Source organism: Pseudaeromonas paramecii (genome assembly GCF_039540575.1).
Lineage (GTDB): Bacteria > Pseudomonadota > Gammaproteobacteria > Enterobacterales > Aeromonadaceae > Pseudaeromonas > Pseudaeromonas paramecii.
The window spans coordinates 42,293-66,231 of record NZ_BAABFC010000017.1; the positions used below are offsets into that span (position 1 = coordinate 42,293).

Here is a 23,939-nt window from a genome sequence, read left to right on the forward strand (position 1 = left end):
GGGGCAGAAAAATAGCCCGGCCTGGTGGCCGGGCGTGACAGCCTAGATGCGGAATTGAGCCACCAGAGCATGTTGCCGTTCGGCCAGGCTGCTCAACTCTTCGGCCAGACTGGCGGAACTGTTGGCGCCGGCGATGATGTCGTGGCTGACCTCGCGGATGTTGGTGATGTTGCGGCTGATCTCGTCACTGGCCTGACTCTGCTCCGTGATGGCCTGGGAGATGTGCTCATTCATCTGATGGATGGTGGCGATGGCCGTGGTGATCCGCTCCAGCACGGCAATGGACTCGCCGGACTGTTGTTCGGTCAGGCTGGCCTGCTCATGGCCACGCAGTATGGCGTTGACCACCTCGGCGGTGTCCTGTTGCAGTTGGCCGATCACCTGCTCAATTTCACCGATGGAGTCCTGGGTTCGGCGGGCCAGGCTGCGGACCTCATCGGCCACCACCGCGAAGCCGCGGCCCTGTTCACCGGCGCGGGCGGCCTCGATGGCGGCATTGAGGGCCAGCAGGTTGGTCTGCTCGGCGATCTGGGTGATCACCGCCAATATCTGGGCGATGTTACTGCTGCTGCGGGACAGGTTCTCGGCCCTGGGTTTGGCATCGCGCATCTCCGCCATCAGGCCCTGCATGTTTTGCCCGGTTTGTAGCACTACCTCGCGGCCTTGCTGGGCGGCGGCCTCCGCCTGGCGGGTGGCCAGCAGGGCCTGCTGGGCGCTTTCGTCTATTTCGGCCGCCGTGGCATGCATCTGGGTGCAGGCGGTGGCCACCTGGTCGATCTCAGCCGATTGAGTCTGCAGTATGGCCCGGGTACGGCTGGCCAGGGTGGAGGCTTCCTGCACACCGTGGCGGGTGCCGGCCGAGGTATCCACCACCTCGGCGATGGTGTTGCGCAGCCGCTCCAAAAAACCGTTGAAGCGGTGGGCCAAGAGTCCCACCTCGTCCCGTTGGGGCAGATGGATCCGCTGGGTCAGATCCCCCTCGCCGTGGGCTATCTCCTTGAGGCGATCCGCCACCGTCCGAATGGGGGAGGCGATGCGGCGTGCCAGCAGGGCGATCAGCAGCAGGGTGATCAGGGTCAGGCCCAGACCACCGGCCAGCTGACGCCGCATGTTCAGGCTAAATGCCTGCTGCATCTGTTGCTCCAGCTGTTGGGTGATGGCAAAGACGGCGGCTTGGGGCATGCGCACCAGCAGGGTCCAGGCTTGCCCATTATCGCCGATGGCGATGGGCACCATGAGCTCAAACTGCTCCCCCTGCCAGCGTGACTGGCTCTGTGGCTGGCGTAACCAGTTGGCCAATTCGGTCTGCGAAGACAGGTCGAACGGTCGGCTGCCCATGGTCCATTGCGGGCTGCTGCTGGCGGCCACCGTACCCTGCTGGCTCAGCAGCAGCACAGTGCCTTGACCGTCATAGAGCTGGGCGTCCATTCGGGTGATCAGTTGCTGTAAGGGGGCCAGCGCCAGATCCATGCCCACAACGCCCAGCCGCTGTGCCCCGTCCTGTAGCGGCAAGACCACGGACGTCATGGGGAGCGACAGGCTGCCCACCTCGTCCACGTAGGGCTCCATGATGCACAGACCCGACTGGCGCAAGGCGCAGCGAGCCCACTCATTGGCCGGCACTCCGTATTCGTCCGGGGTGGCATCGCTGAGCTCATCCTCTTCGATGGCTTCGACCAGCGCCTGCTGTTGCTCATCCCGGGACCAGTAGAAGGCCAGACGACCCGCCTGGTTGCTGCCACTGGCCGTGACCGGGCTGTGGGTGAAACGACTATCCGCCTGATCCAGGGCATTGGGCTCCATCACCACAAAGATGCCCAGGGTGGCCGGCGTCAGAGCCAGGGCGGCCTGGCCCTTGTCCAGCAGGATACGGCGCAGCAGGGTGGGGTCCTGAGGCTGCTGCTGACTGAGGCGACGCAAGAACAGCAACTCATCGGTCAGCAGTTGGGCGCGCACCAGGGTCTCATTGAGATAGTTGCGGATCACCGCCGCCTCCGCCGAGGTGCGGGCCTGTAACAGCTGCTCCGCCTGATGACGCGCCTCGTGTCTGGTCTGCTGCAAGGTCTGTTGCTGACTTTGGTTACTGGAGAACAGCGTCATGGCGGATAGCAGACAGACCACCAGCAGCAGGCTGCCGCCGGCCAACAGCCCAATCTTGAGCTGAATAGATTGTAAGCGCATGAGGATCCCGTCTCGTTAGTTGTTATGGGGATCAAGATAGTTGACAGGTCGGATCAGTGCGAATGAGGGGCGCGAGCGTCTGCGATGACCTGGCACAGCTCACGAATGCCGTCCAGGGTCCTGGGGGTGAGGCGTTGCAGGCGATCCGGATTGATGCGCACCAACTGGTGTCGGCGCACGGCGGCCAGGTTCGGCCAGGGCTGCCAGATGGCCAGCTGGCTGGCATCCTGGGGGGTGAGGATCAGGACGGGATCGGCTTGCAGCACCGCCTCCTGGTTGATCTGCGGATAGGGCGTGGGGCTGTCGGCGAAGGGATTGTCGCCACCACACAGCTCGATGGCCTCCTGGATCCAGCTGCCTTTGGCCACCGTGGTCAGGGGCGGTGTCCACAGCTGAAACAACAGCCGCACCGGGGGCTGTTGCTGATACTGCTGGCGCAGGGCATTCAACTGTTGCGTCAGCTGCTGGGCCAGGGCGTCGGCCCTGTCAGGGTGACCGGTGGCCTGGCCCAGCTGCCGCAGGTTGGCCGGCAGATCCGCCAGGTGCTCTGATTGCACCGTGAGCGTGGGGATCTGCAGGGCCTGCAGCTGGGCCACCTGGCGCTCGCTGCCGCTGGCCCACAGCACCACGAGATCGGGCTTGAGGGCCAGCAGGCGCTCCAGATTGATGCTCTGAAAATTGGCCACCTTGGGGAGTTGCGCGGTTTGTGCCGGCCAGTCGCTGGCCTCATCCACCGCCACCAGTTGCGCTCCGGCGCCGATGGCGAACAGCTGCTCGGTGAGGTGAGGGGTCAGGCTGACGATGCGCTGGGGGGCCGCCGGTAACGGCAGGCTCAGCAGCAGGAACAGCAGACTAGAGAGCGTTGTGGTGATGCGCATAGAAATAGAGGGCGTTAAAGCCGGCCAGCAACAGGATAAAACTCCAGGCAGCAAGGGTCAGACGACGACGTACCCGGCCTATGTCCTGTGGTCCGGGTTCCCCTTGGCCACCGAGCCGTGCCTGGCGCACCTTCTGGCCATGGTAGAAGCGTGGGCCGCCCAGCTGCAGATTGAGACTGGCCCCCAGGGCGGCCAGCAGGGCGCCGCTGCCGAAGGCGGGCCAGTGCCGAGCTTGTTTCCACAAGGCCAGGGCGGCGGCACCGCCACCGGGGAACAAGAGCTGCCACCAGGCCAGCACCAGGCCGGGTACGCTCAGCAGGGCGCGATAGAGGCGGGCGCTGAATTCGCCAAACAGCCGGTTCTGCGGCCGCTTGGGGCTGAAGGCCTGGCTCATCAGCTGCAGCAGCCGAAACGCCAGGGCACCGGGGAGGCCCAGCAACAGGTACCAGATGGCGACGCCGAACCATTGACCCAGCAGGCGCAAGGCCACCATCTCGGCGGCGGCCTTGCAGGCGCCCATCTGACTGAGATTGCCGGTCTCCCGCTGGCACCAGCGGCCCAGCTGCAGGCGGGCCATGGAGAGCTTGCCGGCCTTGAGCAACTGGGTCAGGGCCAGTTGCTCGCCCTTGATGGGGCGGGATTCCAGCAGCCAGATCAATACCAGTAGCTCCAGCGCCGGCTCATACACCGCCAGGTTGCTCATGGACCAGTAGGCCAGCAGGGCCGGCAGCAGGATCACCAGGGGGGTGAGCAGACCGGCCACCTGCTGTTGGCTACTGGCGCGCCCTTTGGGATTGACCTTGCGGGCCAGGCGCCCCAGCAGCGGCACCAGCGCCGAGGGGCGCCAGCTTACCGGAATGGGCAGCCACCACTCCAGCAGCATGGCCAGCAGCAGCAGGCTTAAGGGTTGCTCCAGGGCTTCCCAGAACAGGCTCTCGTTCATGCGCCCAGCCGTTTGAGCATGGCCAGCACCATGGCGGAGGAGTGGCGGGAGGCGGTTTCCAGGTAGGCATCGAAGGATTCAGGGGACTCCTTTCCGGCGATGTCCGACAGGGACCGGGTCACCACGAAGGGCACATTGAACTGGTGACACACCTGGGCAATGGCGGCCCCTTCCATCTCCACCGCGGCCATCTGCGGGAAGTCGGCCCGGGCCTTGGCGATGCGGGCCGGGTCGCACATGAACTGATCGCCGGTGCACACCAGCCCCAGCTTGCACTGGATGCCATCGGCCAGGTCGGCTACCGCCTGCTGCGCCACCGCAATAAGACCGGCATCACAGACGAAGGCCGCCGGCAGGCGCGGCACCTGGCCCATCTCGTAACCGAAGGCAGTGACATCCACATCGTGATGGCGCACCTCGCTGGAGATCACCACATCGCCGATGTGCAGCTCGGGATCGAAGCCGCCGGCAGAGCCGGTGTTGATCACGCAATCCGGGGCGAAACGCTCCAGCAGCAAGGTGGTGGCCACCGCCGCGGCCACCTTGCCGATCCCCGACCGGGTCAGCACGACCGTTTTGCCGGCCAGGGTGCCGGAATAGAATTCGCAACCGGCCAGTTGCAAGGTTTCCAGGTTGCTCATCTGTTCGCGCAGCAGGGTCACTTCCTGCTCCATGGCGCCGATAATGCCGACTCTCATAGGGATCTCTTCTTCTATATAAGGGGTGGAGAAACAAGGCCCGCATCATAGCATTGCTGAGGCGGGGACTCTAAGCCCAGGCATCGGAAAGTCTATTGGGCTCAATTGACCCGTGCTGGCAGGTCCGACCGTAGGCACAAGCGGCTGTTGTTTGACTCTCCCTTGGCTTAAAAGGCTGTTTTGCTCGGTTTTTTCACGTCAGCTCAGTGCGATATGCCGCCAAAAAATAATAATCTAAAAATTATGCATATTTCATCTGTAGGTGTTTTGCTCTGTTTTTTATTGGTAGAGCAAACGTTTCATCTGTTGTTGTCAGAAATGTTAGAGAGTTTGTTAACGATCTCTGGCTTAAGGTGGTGATGCGCCATGCCGGGGCGGCGCGCACCAATTTGGCATAACCAGTATAACCAATTGAAAAATAATCAAATTAACCTTGATTTTATCGATTGTTCGCCCCGGTGGCCTGCCTTGAATTGGGGCGGGAATCACAGTATATTCGCCAGTTACAAACCCTCAGAGTGATTGCCGAAGCTGGCCCCGCCAGCTTTTTTTGCCCTCTGCGGATGGACCCGAGTACAGATTGAGAGGAATCAAGCGTGATGGAATCGGCGGTACCCGAGCGCCAGGGCCTATATGACCCTGCCAACGAACACGACGCCTGTGGTGTAGGCTTCATCGCCCACATGAAGGGCCAGAAGAGCCACAGTATCGTTGAACAAGGATTGTTGATCCTGAAAAACCTGGATCACCGGGGTGCCGTGGGTGCCGATCCTCTGCAAGGGGACGGCGCCGGTATTCTGATCCAGATTCCGGATGAACTCTATCGCGCCGAGATGGCCAAGCAGGGTGTGGAGCTGCCGCCTTACGGTGAATATGGCGTCGGCATGCTGTTCCTGCCCCGGGAAACCGCCTCTCGCATGGCCTGCGAAGAAGAATTCGAGCGCGTGGTGCGTGCCGAAGGTCAGGTGGTGCTGGGCTGGCGGGATGTGCCGGTCAACGCCGACATGCCCATGTCCCCCGTGGTGCGGGCCAAGGAGCCGGTGATCCGCCAGATCTTCGTTGGTCGTGGTCCCGATGTACTGGTGACCGACGCCCTGGAGCGCAAGCTGTATATCATCCGCAAGCGCGCCTCCCACGCCATCCGTGCCCTCAAGCTCAAGCACGGTGGCGAGTTCTACGTGCCGTCGTTCTCCGCTCGCACCGTCAACTACAAGGGCCTGCTGCTGGCCGACCAGGTCGGGGTTTACTACAACGATCTGGCCGATGGCCGCTGCGTCTCCGCCCTGGCCCTGGTGCACCAGCGCTTCTCCACTAACACCTTCCCCACCTGGGATCTGTCTCACCCCTTCCGCATGATTGCCCACAACGGGGAAATCAACACGGTGCGCGGCAACGTCAACTGGATGCGTGCCCGTGAGCGGGCCATCAGCTCGCCGGTGCTGGGTGCCGATCTGGAGAAGGTGTGGCCGCTGATCTACCCGGGTCAGTCTGACTCTGCCTCCTTCGACAACGCCCTGGAACTCATGGTGATGGGCGGCTACTCCCTGGCCCATGCGGTGATGATGATGATCCCGGAAGCCTGGGAAAAGCACACCCTGATGGACGAGAAGCGTCGCGCCTTCTACGAATACCATGCCGCCATGATGGAGCCCTGGGATGGTCCGGCTGCCGTGGCCTTCACCGACGGTCGCCAGATCGGTGCCACCCTGGACCGTAACGGTCTGCGTCCGGCCCGCTATCTGGTGACCAAGGATGACCTGGTGGTCATGGCCTCCGAGTCTGGTGTGCTGCCCATCGAAGATTCCCGCATCGCCCAGAAGTGGCGTCTGCAACCGGGCAAGATGTTCCTCATCGACATGGAACAGGGCCGCATCATCGACGACAAGGAGTTGAAGGACTCCCTGGCCCACGCCAAGCCCTATGCCGAGTGGATCGAGAAGATCCGCATCAAGCTGGACGAGATCGAAGCCGAATACCAACCGGTGGAGCACAAGGCCGATCTGCTGGAGCTGCAGCAGGCGTTCGGTTACACCCAGGAAGACACCAAGGTGCTGATGACCCCCATGGCCGAAAATGGCGAGGAAGCCATCGGTTCCATGGGTAACGACGCAGCCCTGACCGTGCTGTCCAAGAAGTCCAAGCCGCTGTACAACTACTTCCGTCAGCTGTTTGCCCAGGTGACCAACCCGCCCATCGACCCCATCCGGGAAGAGCTGGTGATGTCCCTGGTCTCCTTCATCGGACCCAAGCCTAACCTGCTGAACAATGTCGACATCAATCCGCCGATCCGCCTGGAAGTCAGCCAGCCTGTGCTGGGTGCCAAGCAGATGGAGAAGATCCGCAACATAGAGCAGTTCACCGGCAACAAGTTCCGCTCCCATGAGCTGGACATCACCTATCCGGTGGCCTGGGGCAAGGAGGGCATCGAGGCCCGTCTGGCTTCCCTGTGTGCCGAAGCCGAAGATGCGGTGCGCCATGGCGCCAACATCCTCATCATCTCCGACCGCAACGTGGATCCGGAGACGCTGGCCATTCCGGCCCTGCTGGCCACCTCCGCCGTGCACCTGCGTCTGGTGAAGCGCGGCCTGCGTACCAGCACGGGTCTGGTGGTGGAAACCGGCTCCGCCCGTGAGGTGCATCACTTCGCCCTGCTGGGTGGCTACGGCGCCGAAGCCGTGCACCCTTGGCTGGCGGTGGAAACCCTGCGCCAGATGGCCGCCGGCGATGCCGAGAAGGCCGACAAGTACATCAAGAACTTCACCAAGGCCGTGGGCAAGGGCCTGTGCAAGGTCATGTCCAAGATGGGTATCTCCACCTACATGTCCTACACAGGTGCCCAGATCTTCGAAGCCGTGGGGCTGCAGAAGGCCTTCGTGGAGAAGTACTTCAGCGGCACTCCCTCCAACGTGGAAGGGATTGGCCTGTTCGAAGTGGCCGAGGAAGCCATCCGTCTGCACCAGGACGCCTTCAGCAAGGATCCCGTGCTGGCCGAGATGCTGGATGCCGGCGGTGAATATGCCTTCCGCATCCGCGGTGAAGACCACATGTGGACCCCGGACGCCATTGCCAAGCTGCAACACGCCACCCGTGGCAACAAGTACGAGAACTACAAGGAATACGCCCAGATCATCAATGACCAAACCAAGCGTCATCTGACCCTGCGCGGCCTGTTCGAGTTCAAGTACGCGGCCGAACCTGTGCCGCTGGACGAAGTTGAGTCCGCCAAGGAGATCGTCAAGCGGTTTGCCACCGGCGCCATGTCCATGGGCTCCATCTCCACCGAGGCCCACACCACCCTGGCGGTGGCCATGAACCGCATCGGCGGCAAGTCCAATACCGGTGAAGGTGGTGAAGACGCCAAGCGCTTCATCCCGGTGAGCCAGCCGACCCTGCTGTCCGAGCTCATTGGCAAGGCCAACATAGAGCGGGATCTGGAGCTGCAAGCCGGCGACAGCCTGCGTTCCGCCATCAAGCAGGTTGCCTCCGGCCGCTTCGGCGTCACCGCCGAATACCTGGTGAACGCCGATCAGATCCAGATCAAGATGGCCCAAGGCGCCAAGCCCGGTGAGGGCGGTCAGCTGCCCGGCCACAAGGTGTCCGAATACATCGGCTACCTGCGCCACTCAGTGCCGGGTGTGGGTCTCATCTCCCCGCCGCCGCACCACGACATCTACTCCATCGAGGACTTGGCCCAGCTGATCCACGATCTGAAGAACGTCAACCCGGCCGCTTCCATCTCCGTGAAGCTGGTGTCTGAGGTGGGCGTGGGTACCGTAGCCGCCGGGGTTTCCAAGGCCAAGGCGGATCACGTGGTGATCGCCGGTCACGATGGTGGCACCGGGGCCTCCCCGCTCTCCTCCATCAAGCATGCCGGTACTGCCTGGGAACTGGGCCTGGCCGAGACCCAGCAGACCCTGGTGCTGAACCAGCTGCGTAGCCGGATCCGCGTTCAGGTGGACGGTCAGATGAAGACCGGCCGCGACGTGGTCATCGGCGCCCTGCTGGGGGCTGACGAGTTCGGCTTCGCCACCGCCCCCCTGGTGGTGGAAGGCTGCATCATGATGCGTAAGTGTCACCTGAACACCTGTCCGGTGGGGGTGGCCACCCAGGATCCGGAGCTGCGCAAGCGCTTCACCGGTCAGCCGGAGCACGTGGTCAACTACTTCTTCTTCGTGGCCGAAGAAGTGCGGGAGATCATGGCCAAGCTGGGTATCCGCAAGTTCGATGACCTCATCGGTCGTGCCGACCTGCTGGACAAGCGTGCCGGTGTCGAGCACTGGAAGGCCAAGGGGCTGGACTTCTCCAAGATCTTCTTCCAGCCGGCGGTGGATGCCTCCGTGGGTCGTCTGCACACCGAGCTGCAGGATCATGCCCTGCACAAGGCCCTGGACAACAAGATGATCGAGCTGGCCATGCCGGCACTGGAGCGGGGCGAGAAGGTGGCCTTCGAGCTGCCCATCAAGAACATCAACCGCACCGCGGGCACCATGCTCTCCGGTCAGGTGGCCAAGCGTTACGGCTATGCCGGCCTGCCGGATGACAGCATCCACGTGACCCTCAAGGGCACCGCCGGTCAGAGCTTCGCCGCCTTCCTGGCCAAGGGCATCACCCTGGATCTGCAGGGCGAAGGCAACGACTACGTGGGCAAGGGGCTCTCCGGCGGCCGTATCATCATCCGGCCGAATGACAGCTTTGACTGCGAACCGTCCCAGAACATCATCTGTGGCAACACCGTCATGTACGGTGCCACCAGTGGTGAGGCCTTCCTGAGCGGTGTGGGTGGCGAGCGCTTCTGCGTCCGCAACTCCGGTGGTACCGCCGTGGTGGAAGGGGTGGGCGACCACGGTTGTGAATACATGACCGGTGGCACCGTCGTGGTGCTGGGTCAGACCGGCCGTAACTTCGCCGCCGGTATGTCCGGTGGTATCGCCTACGTGCTGGACGAGCAGGATCAGTTCAGCGAGCTGTGCAACACCGCCCAGGTAACCCTGGAGCGGGTGCTGCCGGCCGCCGAACAGCCGGCCGATGAGCCCCATCACCTGGGTCAGAAGGATGAGGAACTGCTGCAGTCCCTGATCGCCAAGCATGCCGAATACACCGGCAGCCCGAAGGCCAAGGCCATCCTGGCCGACTGGGACAGCTACCGTGGCAAGTTCGTCAAGGTATACCCGAATGAGTATCGCCGTGCGCTCAAGGAGCTGGCGGCCAAGCAACAAGAGCAGAAGGAGATTGCGTAATGGGTAAGCCAACCGGTTTTCTCGAGTTTGAGCGTGTCAAAGAGACCTACGCACCGGTTGAGGAACGCGTCAAACACTATGGCGAGTTCGTCCCGACCCTGACGCTGGATGAGGCCAAGCAACAAGGGGCCCGCTGCATGGACTGCGGCATCCCCTTCTGCAACAACGGTTGCCCGGTGAACAACATCATTCCTGACTGGAACGATCTGGTTTACCGCGGTAACTGGGAACAGGCCATCCGGGTGCTGCACTCCACCAACAACTTCCCCGAGTTCACGGGCCGGATCTGTCCGGCCCCCTGTGAGTCGGCCTGTACTCTGGGCATCAATGCCGCCCCCGTGGGCATCAAGAGCATTGAGCGCGCCATCATCGACCGTGCCTGGGAACATGGCTGGGTCAAGCCGCAACCGGCTGCCGTCAAGAGTGGCAAGCAGGTGGCCGTGGTGGGTTCCGGTCCTGCCGGCCTGGCCGCTGCCCAGCAGCTGGCGCGGGCCGGTCACGACGTGACCGTGTTCGAGAAGAATGGCCGGGTGGGTGGTCTGCTGCGTTACGGTATCCCCGACTTCAAGCTGGACAAGTCCATCATCGATCGCCGCATGGCCCAGATGACTGCCGAAGGGGTGACCTTCAAGGTCAATACTCTGGTGTCGTCCGACCAGGATCTGCCTAAGGGCGTGGTGAACGATGCCACTACCGTGGTGACCCCTGCCGAGCTGGATGCCCAGTTTGACGCTGTGATCCTGGCCGGTGGCTCCGAGACCCCGCGGGATCTGCCGGTGCCGGGCCGCGAGCTGTCCGGTATCCACTTCGCGCTGGAGTTTCTGATCCCGCAGAACAAGGCGGTGGCCGGCGATGGCGCCAACGCCATCAACGCCCAGGGCAAGCATGTGGTGGTGATCGGCGGTGGTGACACCGGCTCCGACTGCGTGGGCACCTCCAACCGGCACGGCGCCCTGTCCGTGACCCAGCTGGAAGTGATGCCCAAGCCGCCGGTGCAGGAAGACAAGCCAATGACCTGGCCCTACTGGCCGATGAAGCTGCGCACCTCCAGCTCCCACGAGGAAGGTTGTGTGCGGGAATTCGCCGTCTCCACCAAGGAGTTCATCGGCGAAAACGGCAAGCTCACCGCCCTCAAGCTGGTGAAGGTGGAGTTCAAGGACGGCAAGCTCACCGAGATCCCCGGCTCCGAGTTCGAGCTGAAGGCCGATCTGGTGTTCCTGGCCATGGGCTTCACCCAGCCCCTGGCCAAGGTGCTGGACAGCTTCGGCGTGGAGAAGGATGGCCGTGGCAACATCAAGGCCACCACAGACGGCGCCGGCTGCTACGCCACCTCAGTACCCAAGGTGTTTGCCGCCGGCGACATGCGCCGTGGTCAGTCCCTGGTGGTCTGGGCCATCCGCGAAGGTCGTCAGTGCGCCCGGGAAGTGGATCAGTTCCTGATGGGCAGCACGGTTCTGCCGCGCTAAGCGGGTTTCACCTGCCATAAAAAAACCCCCGCCAAGCTGCGGGGGTTTTTGTTGTTAGCGCCCGGCACTTTCGCCGGCGCGTCTAGATATCTGGTCTCTGGCGAACCGGCCTAGCAGGGCTGGCGGGCGATCAGCCCCTCGACCCGCTCCTCCAGGCACTCCTCACCGCCCATGGCGAACTCCCGGCAGATGAGCGGCCGCTGCTCGTAGATGCTGCAGCGCAGGCTGTTGCGATCCAATGCCGCGCACCAGCCATCTTCCCCCCGGCGCATCACCGCCACCTGGCCCGGCACCTCGCGGATGAAGCGCGCCGGCACCCCGGTGTCGGTGAACAGCATCACCTCCAGGCGACAGCAGCAGGCCTCGCAGTTGCTGCAATCGATGGCGGCGGGCTGGGCCTTGGCAATCTTAGCGGTCACAGTTCAGGCCAGACGGCGCACGCGGTAGCTGCGGCCCTTGATCTTGCCATCCTGCAGCCGCTGCAGGGCCTGCTTGGCCACCGCACGGGTCACCGCCACGTAGGAGAACTGCTCGGTGATCTGAATTTTGCCCACCTGGTTGCCGGCCAAGCCACCGTCACCGGTCAGGGCGCCGAGAATGTCGCCGGCGCGCACCTTGGTCTTGCGACCGGCGGCGATGGAGAGGGTCACCATGGCCGGTTGCAACGGCTTGAGCTCTTGCGTCAGGTCCGCCAGTTCGTGCCCCGGCAGCGGAGCCTGCTGGTACTCCTCGATGAGGTTCACCCGCTGGGCCTCGTTGGCCTGGTACAGGCTCAGGGCCAGACCGGATTGGCCGGCCCGCCCGGTGCGGCCGATGCGGTGGATGTGGATCTCGGGATCCTGGGGCAGCTCATAGTTGATCACCGCCTCCAGCTCCTTGATGTCCAGGCCGCGGGCCGCCACGTCGGTGGCCACCAGTATCGCGGTGGAACCGTTGGCGAAGCGCACCAGCACCTGATCCCGCTCCCGCTGTTCCAGATCGCCGTTGAGGGCCAGGGCGCTGAAGCCCTGGGCCGCCAGGTGGTCGGCCACCTCGCCGCAGGCCCGCTTGGTGTTGCAGAACACCACGCAGGAGGCCGGCTGATAGTGGCTCAGCAGCCGGGTGAGGGCGGACAGCCGCTGGCCCGGTGCCACCTCGAACAACCGCTGGTCGATGGCGCCGGCCTGGTGCAGGGCCTCCACGGTGACGCTCACCGGATCCCGCTGAATGCCACGGCTGAGCTGGGCAATGCCGTCGGGATAGGTGGCGGAGAACAGCAGGGTCTGGCGCTGGGGCGGCGTCTGGCGGATCACCTGGCCTATGTCCTCGCCAAAGCCCATGTCCAGCATGCGATCCGCTTCGTCCAGCACCAGCGTATTCAGGGCCTTGAGGCTGAGGCTGCCCTGCTCCAGGTGCTTGAGTACCCGGCCGGGGGTGCCCACCACGATATGGGCGCCAAAGCCCAGGGTCGCGGTCTGGGGCGCCGTGGGGGTGCCGCCGCACAGGGTCACCAGCTTGACGTTGGCCAGGCCGCGGGCCAGCTGGCGGATGGCCTGGGCCACCTGGTCGGCCAGCTCCCGGGTCGGGCAGAGGATCAGGGACTGCACCTGCAACTGGCCCACATCCAGCCGCGACAGCAGCCCCAGGCCGAAGGCGGCGGTCTTGCCGCTGCCGGTCTTGGCCTTGGCAATCAGATCCCGGCCGGCCAGTACCAGTGGCAGGCTCTGGGCCTGGATGGGGGTCATCTGCTGATAACCCAGGCTGGCCAGGTTCTCCTGCAGGGCGGGGGCAAGCCCAAGCTGGGCAAATTCGGTGTTGTTCACGTGGGGACTCTTGTATGGCAGACAGACGCTAGGGTGCGCGAGGGGGCGCATGATAACAGAGTGCAGGGGGGATGTGCCGATTATTTCACCATGGGGCGGATGGACAGCGGGGCCATGAAAGAAGCCACCGGGATTCCGGTGGCTGTCTCGTTATGCTCGGCGGGGGGCTTAGCTGCCGTGGTAGTTGGTATCGCGCCAGCCCTGGATGTGGACGTCCACCTCACTCTGGTCATCAACGAACAGGAAGATGCGGTTGCCGGTCCAGTTGCCCTCCACATCCGTCTCGCTGTTGGCCCAGGAGCCGCGGAAGAATTTGTACTCCAGACGGGTGCCGCGGGGCCGGGTGACGCGGATGAAGTAGGTATGGGCATCCAGTTGCTGCAGTGTGGTGTCCGGGTCCACCGTGATGCTGGTGGGATCCCAGCCGTCATCCGAGTTGGGCATGTAGAGCTGAGCATCGGCGGGGGTGTTGTCCGGCACATGGACGCGGATATCCAGGGTGACGTCACTGGTATCCATGGCATCGTCCGGGATGGCACCTGTCTCCACCGGTATAGTGTCGGCGGCGCTGCGCAGGATCACGGAGGTGTAGGCCGGGATGTCGAGCCGATCGCCGGCCTGGTAGTGCTGGCCACTGAGCAGCTCGTCGGCATCGGCGGTCAGCACCAGGCTGTTGGCCTGTTGCGCGTCCAGGTTATGCACCACCAGCAGGCTGTAATCCGCATTGGCGCCTCTGATCTGGTAGCCGTAGGTGCCCTCTGGAGTGCCGACCCGCTGGTAGTCGCCGGTGAACAGCAAGGGGTTGGCCTTACGGATCTGGATCAGCTTGCGGTAGTACTGATAGAGGGAGTCGGGATCCTCCTGCTCCTCTTCCAATGAGATGCCGTCAAATGGCTGCAGGTTTTTGGCTTCGGCACCATAGATGTCCGCATCCATCTTGGCCTGGCCTTGTCCGTCGGCGCTGGCGTACCAGTCGAAGGGTTCCCGTTTCTGGGGATCGCCCTGCAGATCGTGGCCGCCACGCATGCCGATCTCGTCACCGTAGTAGATGAAGGGGGTGCCCGGCAGTGTCATCTGCCAGGTGACGGCCCGACGGATCTTGCTGTCGGCAAAGTTCAGCTCGGAGGCGATCCGGTTGCGATCGTGGTTGCCGATCACCAGGCTATCGGCAAACTCCGGGCTCACCGCGGCATAGTGCTGGCGGATGGGATTGAGGGTCGCCAGCAGATCCTTGGGCAGGCCGGCGGCGGCCGTCACCAGCTCGTTGTACAGGGGGAAATCGAAGGTGGCGTTCATGCCCGCCAGGAAGGGGGCTATCTTGTCGCTGTCCGCCGTACTGTCATAGTTCACCTCGCCGATGATGAAGGCATCGGGCTTGATGGCCTTGACGTGGGCACTGAACTCCTGCCACCAGGCCACCGAGTAGGCATCGTCGCCATCGCCAATGTCCTGGGCCACGTCCAGGCGGAAGCCGTCCACCCCCAGATCCAGCCAGAAGTCGGCCACCTGCTTGATGGCCTCCCGCACCGCTGGCTCGTCATAGTTCAGATCCGGTAGGCCGCTTTGCGGGCCGAAGGAGTAGTAGCAGTAGCGGCCCGGGGCTACCTGGCCCCAGTTGCCATCCAGTGCCTCGTCACCACAGCGGTAGAAGTTCTGGTAGTTGGCGTCGCCGGCCAGCATGGCCTTAAACCAGGGATGTTGATCCGAGGTGTGGTTGACCACCAGATCCGGGATCACCTTGATATGGTGAGCGTGGGCCGCTGCCAACAGCCCCTTGAAGTCCTCCAGGGTGCCATAGTCCGGGTTGATGGCCTGGTAGTCGGTGACGTTGTAACCGTGATAGGTGGGGCTGGGGTTGATGGGCATCAGCCAGAGGGCATCCACCCCCAGATCCGTCAGGTAATCCAGCTTCTCCGTGACGCCGTTGAGATCACCGATGCCATCCCCGTCGCTGTCGTAAAAGCTGCGCACGAAGATCTCATAGCCCACCTTCTGGTGCCAGTCATCGGTGGCCTGGGGCGTGGATGTCTCATTGGCATCGTTACAGCCGCTCAGCAGGGGCAACAGGCCCGACAGCAGGGCACAGGCTTGCATCCATTTTTGCATCTGCATTCTCCATCAGGGAAAGCAATTCCCTTATTTGAGTTGATAAAGATATTGATAAATAAAGATTAAATAAACAGAGTTGGTCATATGTTTAATATAAAGGGAAAGCGCTTTCCTTGACGGGGATTTTTCTCCCGCCAGGATGACTTGTCAATTTATGTCAGGAGAAAATGGCTAAAATGCGATCCTGGCCGCATTTGGATCGGTCATGCGGCGGCGCCGGTGGTGAGGGTTAGCGGCGGCTGCTGGCCCGGGCCTGCAGCGCCATATCCAGCAGCATGATCTGGCTGCGGTGGCCTGGATTGGCCAGTTGCAGGAAGACTTCATGGGCGGCCCGCTGTCCCAGGGCGAAGAGATCTATGTCCAGCACTGAAAGAGGAGGATCGGTCAATTGGGCGTAGGGATAGTTGTCGAAAGAAACCAGACCCAGCTCCGGCCCTATGGCGATCCCCTGGCTACGGGCCGCGGCCAACAGGCCGGCGGCCAAGGGATTGCCCGCCACCAGCAGGGCATCGGGTCTCTGGGGTTGCTGGACTATCTGCTGCCAGAGCGCTGCGCCTTCGGCCACCTCGCCGGCCTGGGCAAAGAGAGCGGGGGTCTGGGGGGCCAGCCCGGCCTCAGCAAGTGCCTGAGTGAAACCCTGCTCCCGCTGCAGGCTGATGCCATCCGCCGGGTGATTGCCGATAAACTGCAGCCGGCGATAGCCCTGCGCCAGCAGATGACGGGTGGCCAGCAGGCCGGCATGCCGGTTGTCCATGTCCACCCAGCTATGGCCTTCGCCGGGTGCCCCTCGGCCTATCACCACGAAGGGCAGCTTAAGCTGGGTAAATTGGCGAATGAAGAAGGGGGCCTGTTCGTCGGCATGCAGTATCACGGCATCCACCTTGCGCTCGGCCACCAGTTGACTCACCGCCTTGCGGTCCTGGGCCAGCCACTGGGTGTTGAGCAGGGTGACGCTGTGCTGCTGCTGGGTACAGGATTGCTCTATGCCGCTTAAGATCTCGAACCGGTAGGGGTTGTGAAACGCATGGTGGCGCCCCAGTCCCATCAGCACGCCTATGCTGTCGCTGCGATTGCGCGCCAGGCCGCGGGCATGCCGGCTGGGATGGTAGTCCAGCTGGCGCATGGCCTCACGCACCCGGGCACGGGTCTGCTCGGAGATCCGCGGGCTGTCGTTCATCACCTTGGAAACGGTGGAGATGGCCACGCCGGCCAGTTGGGCAACATCGTGAATGGTGGCGGCCATCTACTTGCGATCTCTTCCTGGGCTGTCAAAACAGCCCACAGACTACAGCAAGCCCCGGACACTGGGTAGTCCGAGGTACCTAGGTGCCGCCAGCGCTGTGCGCGAGCACAAAAGGTTCCGGTGCTGAACCCAAAAAAGACCCGCCGGCGGGCGGGTCAGGCGTTAACGGCTCGGCTGGTTCAGGCTCCGGCCAGCAGGGCGCGGGCGCGCTCCAGCACCTTATCCAGGGTGAAGCCGAACAGGCCGAGCAGCTCGCCGGCGGGGGCGGACTCGCCGAAGCCGTGCATGCCGATCACCGCCCCATCCAGCCCGGTGTAGCGATCCCAGTAATCCGCCTGGCTGGCCTCGATGGCCAGCCGGGCCCGTACCGCCTTGGGCAGCACCTGCTCGCGGTAGTCTGCCGGCTGGGCATCAAAGCGGCGGGTACAGGGCAGAGAGACCACCTGTACCCGGCGCCCCTCCTCAGCCAGCACCTTGGCCGCCGCCATGGCCAGGCCCACTTCCGAGCCCGTGGCCAGCAGCAACAGCTCCGGCGTCCCCTCACAGCCTTGCAGCACATAGCCGCCCTTGGCCACGTCCGCCAGCTGACTGGCGTCTCTGGCCTGCTGGGGCAGGGCCTGGCGGGAGAAGATCAGCGCCGAGGGGCCGTCGGTCCGCTCTATAGCTGCCTGCCAGGCCACCGCACTCTCCACCTGATCGCAGGGCCGCCAGGTATCCAGGTTGGGGGTGACCCGCAGGGCCGCCAGCTGCTCCACCGGCTGGTGGGTCGGGCCGTCTTCCCCCAGCCCGATAGAGTCATGGGTGTAGACGAAGATCACCCGCTGCTGCATCAGGGCCGCCATGCGCACCGCATTGCGGGCATATTCCATGAACATCAGGAAGGTGCCGCCGTAGGGGATGAAGCCACCGTGCAGTGCCAGACCGTTCATGATGGCGGACATGCCGAACTCCCGCACGCCGTAGTGCAGGTAGTTGCCGGTCGGGGTATCGGCGCTGAAGTCCTGGGCCTGGGCGTGACAGGTGAGGTTGGAGGGGGCCAGATCCGCCGAGCCGCCCAGCAGCTCCGGCAGCAGGGGGGCGAACTGGTTCAGGCAGTTGAGGCTGGCCTGGCGGCTGGCCAGATCCTTGGGATTGGCCTGCAGGGTCTGCAGGTAATCGGCCACGGTGGCGGACCAGTTTTCCGGCAAGGTGCCGGCCTGGCGGCGCAGCAGCTCGGCGGCCAGCTCGGGGTAGGCGCCCTGATAGGCGGCAAACTGAGCCTGCCACTGGGCCTGGGCCGCCTGGCCTTTGGCCTTGGCATCCCAGGCTTGGTAGCACGCCTCCGGGATCACGAAGGGGGCATGGGGCCAGCCGAGCCGCTCACGCACCAGGGCAATCTCGTCCTGGCCCAGGGGCGCGCCGTGGCAGTCGTGGCTGCCGGCCTTGTTGGGGGAGCCGAAGCCGATGGTGGTGCGGCAGCAGATGAGGCTGGGGTGTTCCGCATCCGCCTGGGCCTCGGCAATGGCGGCCGCCAGGGCGTCCGGATCATGGCCGTCGATGGCCGGGATCACCTGCCAGCCGTAGGCGGCGAAGCGGGCGGCCACGTCTTCGTTGAACCAGCCGTCCACCTGGCCGTCGATGGAGATGCCGTTGTCATCCCAGAAGGCGATGAGCTTGCCTAGCCGCCAGGTGCCCGCCAGGGCACAGACCTCGTGGGAGATGCCCTCCATCAGGCAGCCGTCCCCCATGAACACATAGGTGTGGTGGTCGATGATGTCGTGATTGGGGCGGTTGAACTGGGCCGCCAGCATCTTCTCTGCCAGGGCCATGCCCACGGCATTGGCGATGCCCTGTCCCAAGGGGCCCGTGGTGGTCTCCACCCCGGGGGTCAGGCCGAACTCCGGGTGGCCGGCGGTCTTGGAGTGCAGCTGGCGGAAGCGCTTGAGCTCCTCCAGCGGCAGGTCATAGCCCGTCAGGTGCAGCAGGGCGTAGAGCAGCATGGAGCCGTGGCCGTTGGAGAGCACGAAGCGGTCCCGATTCAGCCAGGTGGGATCGGCGGGGTTGTGGCGCAGAAACTGCCGCCACAGCACCTGGGCCATGTCCGCCATGCCCATGGGCGCGCCGGGATGGCCGGAGTTGGCGGCCTGCACGGCGTCCATGGCCAAAAAGCGCAGGGCGTGGGCCAGTTGTGTCTGGTTCATGCGGTCACCTCCTGTCCCAGGCGGGCCAGCAGCAGGGCTTCGAACTTCTCCTGATCCTGGGCGAACAGCCGGATCCCCTCGGCCAGTTTCTCGGTGGCCATGGCGTCCTGGTTGTGCTGCCAGCGGAAGTCCGCCTCGTCCAGCGGCGCCGGGCGGGGGCGCAGGGGCAGATCCGGGCTCAGTCTGGCCTCCAGGGTGCCGGTCTGGGCGGCCAGCAGCTCCAGCAGGGCCGGGCTGATGGTCAGTCGGTCGCAGCCCGCCAGGGCCAGCACCTGTTCGGTACTGCGGAAGCTGGCGCCCATCACCACTGTGTCGTAGCCATGCGCCTTGTAGTAGCGGTAGATGGTGCGCACCGAGTCCACGCCGGGGTCTTCGTCGATGGGGTAGCTTTGGCCCGTCTTGGCCTTGTACCAGTCGAGGATGCGACCGACGAAGGGGGAGATGAGAAACACCCCGGCCTCGGCGCAGGCCCGGGCCTGGGCGAAGCTGAACAGCAGGGTGAGGTTGCAGTTGATGCCCTCTTGCTCCAGCTGGCGGGCGGCCTGGATACCCTCCCAGGTGGCGGCGATCTTGATGAGCACCCGGTTACGGGGCACCCCGGCCTGCTGGTACAGCTCGATGAGCTTGCGGGCCTTCGCCAGGGTGGCCTCCCGGTCGAAGGAGAGGCGGGCGTCCACCTCGGTGGAGATGCGGCCGGGGATCACCCGGCTGATTTCGCAGCCGATGGCCACGATCAGCCGATCGGCGGCGTCGGCGGCCTGTTGCTGCGGGCTGCCGGCCGCGTCCACCTGGGCCAGGGCGCGCTCCAGCAGGGGGGCGTAGTCCGGCAGGCTGACGGCCTTGAGGATCAGGGAGGGGTTGGTGGTGGCGTCCTGGGGCTGGAAGCGACGGATGGCGGGCAGCTCGCCCGTGTCCGCCACGACCGTGGTCAGTGCGCTCAGTTGTTCCAGTAAGCTGCTCACGGTGACTCCTTGTGCAAAAGAGTCCCCGGCCGAAGCCGGGGAGAGGCGGGGATCAATTGAACTTGTAGTAGACGTCGTTCAGGCGGATTTGCTGGCTCAGCTCGGGGATGCGGGTGCCGGCATGGATGTGCAGGCATTCTATGCCCATCAGCTCGGCCCAGCTGCGCAGGGTCTCGGCATCCACCGCCTGGGAGAAGACGGCGTGGTGGGCGGCGCCGGCACGGATCCAGGCCTCGGCTCCCACCTCCAGATCCGGCATCGGCTTCCACAGGGCGCAGGCCACCGGCAGCTTGGGCAGGGACTGGGGCAGATCCACCACGTCCAGATCGTTGACCACCAGGCGGAAGCGGTTGCCCAGGTCGATCAGGCTGGCGTTGACCGCTGGGCCGGCCGGGGCATTGAACAGCAGGCGGGCCGGGTAGGCCTTCTTGCCGATGCCCAGGTACTGGGCATCCAGCACCGGCTTGGCGGCGGCGATGCTGGGGCAGACCTCCAGCATGTGGGCCCCCAGCACCAGCTTGTTGCCCGGCTCCAGGTGGTAGGTGTAGTCCTCCATGAAGGAGGTGCCGCCAGGCAGGCCGGCCCCCATCACCTTGATGGTGCGCAGCAGGGCGGCGGTCTTCCAGTCCCCTTCGGCGCCGAAGCCGAAGCCCTGGGCCATCAGGCGCTGACTGGCCAGCCCAGGCAGCTGGTGCAGGCCGTAGAGATCCTCGAAGGTGGTGGTGAAGGCGCCGAAGCCACCGTCCTGCAGGAAGCGTTTCATGCCCAGCTCCTGACGGGCAGCCTCCACCAGAAACTCCCGCTGGGCGCCGCCCACCTGCACCGCCTCGGTCAGGGTGTAGAGGCTCTCGTACTCGTCCAGCAGGGCATTGACGTCACCCTGAGGCACGGCGTTGATCACCTGCACCAGATCCCCCACCGGGTGGTAGTTCACCTGATAGCCGAAACGGATCTGGGCTTCCACCTTGTCCCCTTCGGTCACCGCCACGTTGCGCATGTTGTCGCCAAAGCGGGCCACCTTCATCTGGCGGCTGTCGGCGATGGCGGCGGCGATGCGCATCCAGCGGCCAATCTTGGCGTGGGCGGCACTGTCCTGCCAGTGGCCCACCACCACGCTGCGGGGAACCCCCAGGCGGGATGCCATGAAGCCGAACTCCCGGCCGCCGTGGGCGGTCTGGTTCAGGTTCATGAAGTCCATGTCGATCTCGCCCCAGGGCAGGTCGCGGTTGTACTGGGTGTGGAACTGCAGCAGTGGCTTGTTGAGCTGGCTCAGGGCCGGGATCCACATCTTGGCCGGGGAGAAGGTGTGCATCCACACCATGACGCCGGCGCAGTTAAGGTCGTGGTTGGCGTCCCGGGCCAGGGCGCTGATCTCGTCATGGGTGGTGCCGGTGGGCTTGAGCACCACCTTCAGCGGCAGGCCGGCCTCCTGGTTCAGGGACTGGGTGATGTGGTGGGCGTGATCCGCCACCTGCCGCAGGGTCTCGGCACCGTACAGGTGCTGGCTGCCTACCAGGAACCACACTTCCAGGGCTTTCATCAATTCCATCGTCTTGTCCTCGTCATTAATCAGGCCGGCTGGCCGTAGTAGGCATGCTTGCCATGTTTGCGCTGGTAGTGTTTCTCCAGCAGGTAATCGGGTAAGGGCTGGGCCTGGGGTGCCAGGCTCAGGGTGATCCAGGCCATGCGGGCCACCTCCTCCAGCACCACGGCGTTGTGCACCGCCTCGTGGGCATCCTTGCCCCAGCTGAAGGGGCCGTGGTTGGCCACCAGGGTGCCGGGCAGGGTGAGGGGGGGGACATCCCCCAGGGTTTCGATGATGACGGTGCCGGTATGGCCCTCGTAATCGGCCTCCACCTCGGCGGGGGTCAGCAGTCGGCTGCAGGGCACGGCGCCGTGAAAGTAGTCCGCCTGGGTGGTGCCCAGCAGCGGGATGGCGCGGCGGGCCTGGGCCCAGGCGGTGGCGTGGGTGGAGTGGGTATGCACTATGCCGCCCAGCTCAGGGAAGCGGCGGTAGAGCGCCAGGTGGGTAGGGGTGTCGGAGGAGGGACGCAGCTCGCCCGCCACCCGGTTGCCCTGCAGATCCAGCACCACCAGATCGCTTATGCGCATCTTGTCGTAGCTGACGCCGCTGGGCTTGATCACCACCAGGCCCTGCTCCTTGTCTATGCCGCTGACATTGCCCCAGGTAAAGGTCACCAGACCATGGCGCGGCAGATCCAGGTTGGCCTCCAGCACGGCCTGCTTGAGGTGGTTAAGCGTCATGTTGGCCTCCGGCGTTGTAGAGGGGCTCGGCGCGATGGGCCCAGCGCAGGTACTCCTGGTAGCGCAGTTCGAACTGAGCGGCGGTGGCCGGCTCCGGCTCATAGGTGTGCGCTATGGGGCTGGCCATGCGGGCCTGGGCGGCGGCGATGCTGGGGTAGATGTCGGCGGCCACCGCGGCAAACAGGGCGGCCCCCAGGGCACAGCACTGATCCGAGGCCACCACCTGGATGGGGCGGTTCATCACGTCGGCACACACCTGCATGACGGTGGGGGACTTGCGGGCGATGCCGCCCAGAGCCACCACCTGGTTGACCTCCACCTGCTGGCTGGTCATGCACTCCATGATGATGCGGGCGCCATAGGCGGTGGCGGCGATGAGGGCACCGAACAGATCAGGTGCGTCCGTGCCCAGGTTCAGGCCCGTGATGGTGCCCTGGAGGCGCTGATTGGCATGGGGGGTGCGGCGGCCGTTGAACCAGTCCAGCACCACCGGCAGCCGATCCAGCTGGCGCTGCTTGGCCCAGGCCTCGGTGAGGGCCGGCAGCAGCTGCTGCTTCTGCTGCTCCAGGGCGGTCTTGAGCTCGGGGAACTGCTCCCCCAGCTGATCCAGCGGCCAGGCCAGCAGCCGCTGATACCAGGCATAGATGTCACCGAAGGCGGATTGACCGGCCTCCAGCCCCACCATGCCCGGCACCACGCTGCCCTCCACCTGGCCGCAGATGCCGCTGATGGCCCGCTCGCCGATGGCCGCCGGGTCGGCGATCAGGATGTCGCAGGTGGAGGTGCCGATGACCTTTACCAGGGTGTTGGGGGCGGCACCGGCACCCACGGCGCCCATGTGGCAGTCAAAGGCGCCACCGGCGATGGTGATGCCCGCCGGCAGCCCCAGTCGGTCGGCCCACTCGGCGGTGAGCTGGCCCACCGCCAGATCCGCCGTCTGGCTGTCCTGAAACAGGGGGTAATCCAGATCCCGGGTCAGCAGGGGATCCAGGGCATTTAGGAAGTCGGCGCCGGGCAGGCCGCCCCAGGCGGGATGCCAGAGGGCCTTGTGGCCGGCGGCGCAGCGGCTGCGCTTGAGGCTGGCGGGGGCCTGGGTGCCGGAGAGCAGGGCCGGGATCCAGTCACACAGCTCCACCCAGTTGCAGGCGGCCTGACGCACGGCGTCATCGGCGCGGCTGACGTGCAGTATCTTGGCCCACCACCATTCGGAGGAGTAGGTGCCGCCGATGAAGCGGCTGTAGTCGGGGAAGCGTCCGCCGTGGCACAGGGCCGTGATGGCCTCGGCCTCCTCGATGGCGGTGTGATCCTTCCACAGCACGAACATGGCGTTGGGGTTGTGCGCGAACTCCTCCCGCAGGGCCAGCACATTGCCCTCGGCATCGATGGGGGCTGGGGTGGATCCCGTGGTGTCCACGCCAATGCCCCGCACCTGGGCCACCTGGTCGGCGGAGAGTTGGCCCAGGGTCTGGCGAACCGCCGACGTCATGGCGTCGATGTAGTCCTGGGGATGGTGGCGAAAGCGGTTGTGTTGCGGGTCGCAATACTTGCCTTGCTGCCAGCGGGGGTAATAGGCCACCTGACTGGCCAGCTCGGTGCCGTCGCTGCAGCGCACCGCCAGGGCGCGAACCGAGTCGCTGCCAAAATCCAGGCCGAGCACTATGGGTGCGGACATGGGGGTCTCCTCATTGAGCCTGATGGAAAGGTTGACAGGACATTAGGAGAAGCCCGCCATCTGGGGTTAGTGCGTGGCTGCTAAAGATATGGATTATTCTGCCTTGTGATTGGAAGCCTGGCCCAGTGCAAAAATCGAGATATGACCAAAATGGCTGAATGCATGGACAAACTGGTTACAAATTTAACCTGTGATCAACCTCCCGCTCCCGTGTTCTGAAACCGTATACAAATTATGCCGTCCGTAAGGTCAACGATGTAACCATGTGTTTTAACGTGCAAAAGTGAGCCGGTACTGATTCGG

General features: G+C 64.4%; 15 protein-coding genes. 2 read left to right on the forward strand and 13 right to left on the reverse strand.

The genetic code is table 11. The annotated features are described in order from the left end of the window. Positions 1–42: 42 nt before the first annotated feature. From ABD847_RS12780 to mtnN, 4 genes are read right to left on the reverse strand one after another with little or no spacing between them, the layout of a single operon-like run. Positions 43–2,181 (reverse strand): methyl-accepting chemotaxis protein, encoded by a 2,139-nt coding sequence (locus tag ABD847_RS12780; protein WP_345013606.1) that lies wholly within the window; start codon positions 2,179–2,181, stop codon positions 43–45. A gap of 53 nt (positions 2,182–2,234) precedes the next feature. After that, positions 2,235–3,059 carry a cobalamin-binding protein gene (locus tag ABD847_RS12785; RefSeq protein ID WP_345013608.1) on the reverse strand — a complete coding sequence of 275 codons (825 nt, stop codon included), beginning with the start codon at positions 3,057–3,059 and terminating at the stop codon, positions 2,235–2,237. Next, positions 3,034–4,002 (reverse strand): cobalamin biosynthesis protein, encoded by a 969-nt coding sequence (locus ABD847_RS12790; RefSeq protein WP_345013610.1) that lies wholly within the window; start codon positions 4,000–4,002, stop codon positions 3,034–3,036. The genes ABD847_RS12785 and ABD847_RS12790 overlap by 26 nt, the downstream gene beginning before the upstream one ends. Further along, a complete protein-coding gene (gene mtnN, locus ABD847_RS12795) occupies positions 3,999–4,700 on the reverse strand; it encodes a 5'-methylthioadenosine/S-adenosylhomocysteine nucleosidase (RefSeq protein ID WP_345013612.1) in 702 nt (233 codons plus the stop codon). The genes ABD847_RS12790 and mtnN overlap by 4 nt, the downstream gene beginning before the upstream one ends. A 599-nt stretch (positions 4,701–5,299) precedes the next feature. Between mtnN and ABD847_RS12800 the strand changes: the two genes are divergently transcribed. Both ABD847_RS12800 and ABD847_RS12805 read left to right on the forward strand, forming a co-directional pair. Then, positions 5,300–9,937: a glutamate synthase-related protein gene (locus ABD847_RS12800; RefSeq protein WP_345013762.1), complete on the forward strand. Its 4,638-nt coding sequence runs from the start codon at positions 5,300–5,302 to the stop codon at positions 9,935–9,937. Further along, a complete protein-coding gene (locus tag ABD847_RS12805; protein ID WP_345013614.1) occupies positions 9,937–11,403 on the forward strand; it encodes a glutamate synthase subunit beta in 1,467 nt (488 codons plus the stop codon). Before ABD847_RS12800 ends, ABD847_RS12805 begins: the two co-directional genes overlap by 1 nt. A 110-nt stretch (positions 11,404–11,513) precedes the next feature. On the opposite strand, the gene ABD847_RS12810 is transcribed toward ABD847_RS12805, so the two are convergent. From ABD847_RS12810 to ABD847_RS12850, 9 genes are all read right to left on the reverse strand, one after another. Then, positions 11,514–11,810, reverse strand: a complete 297-nt coding sequence (locus ABD847_RS12810) for a YkgJ family cysteine cluster protein (RefSeq protein WP_425568467.1) — start codon at positions 11,808–11,810, stop codon at positions 11,514–11,516. A 15-nt stretch (positions 11,811–11,825) separates the two neighbouring features. Further along, on the reverse strand, positions 11,826–13,205 hold the full coding sequence (dbpA, locus tag ABD847_RS12815) for an ATP-dependent RNA helicase DbpA (RefSeq protein ID WP_345013618.1): 1,380 nt from the start codon (positions 13,203–13,205) through the stop codon (positions 11,826–11,828). A gap of 168 nt (positions 13,206–13,373) precedes the next feature. Next, the gene (locus ABD847_RS12820; RefSeq protein WP_345013621.1) at positions 13,374–15,311 is read right to left on the reverse strand and encodes an alpha-amylase family glycosyl hydrolase; all 1,938 of its coding nucleotides are present in this window, start codon (positions 15,309–15,311) and stop codon (positions 13,374–13,376) included. A gap of 232 nt (positions 15,312–15,543) precedes the next feature. Continuing rightward, on the reverse strand, positions 15,544–16,557 hold the full coding sequence (locus ABD847_RS12825) for a LacI family DNA-binding transcriptional regulator (protein WP_345013623.1): 1,014 nt from the start codon (positions 16,555–16,557) through the stop codon (positions 15,544–15,546). Positions 16,558–16,736: 179 nt separating this feature from the next. Continuing rightward, entirely contained in the window at positions 16,737–18,737 is a 2,001-nt protein-coding gene (gene tkt, locus ABD847_RS12830; RefSeq protein WP_345013625.1) for a transketolase, read from the reverse strand. Beyond that, positions 18,734–19,699: a transaldolase gene (gene tal, locus ABD847_RS12835; RefSeq protein ID WP_345013627.1), complete on the reverse strand. Its 966-nt coding sequence runs from the start codon at positions 19,697–19,699 to the stop codon at positions 18,734–18,736. The genes tkt and tal overlap by 4 nt, the downstream gene beginning before the upstream one ends. Before the next feature lie 52 nt (positions 19,700–19,751). Beyond that, a complete protein-coding gene (gene araA, locus ABD847_RS12840; protein ID WP_345013630.1) occupies positions 19,752–21,248 on the reverse strand; it encodes an L-arabinose isomerase in 1,497 nt (498 codons plus the stop codon). A 20-nt stretch (positions 21,249–21,268) separates the two neighbouring features. Beyond that, positions 21,269–21,964, reverse strand: a complete 696-nt coding sequence (locus tag ABD847_RS12845; protein WP_345013633.1) for an L-ribulose-5-phosphate 4-epimerase — start codon at positions 21,962–21,964, stop codon at positions 21,269–21,271. Next, positions 21,954–23,636, reverse strand: coding sequence for a ribulokinase (locus ABD847_RS12850; RefSeq protein WP_345013635.1), 1,683 nt, complete (start codon positions 23,634–23,636; stop codon positions 21,954–21,956). Before ABD847_RS12850 ends, ABD847_RS12845 begins: the two co-directional genes overlap by 11 nt. Between the last annotated feature and the right edge of the window lie 303 nt (positions 23,637–23,939).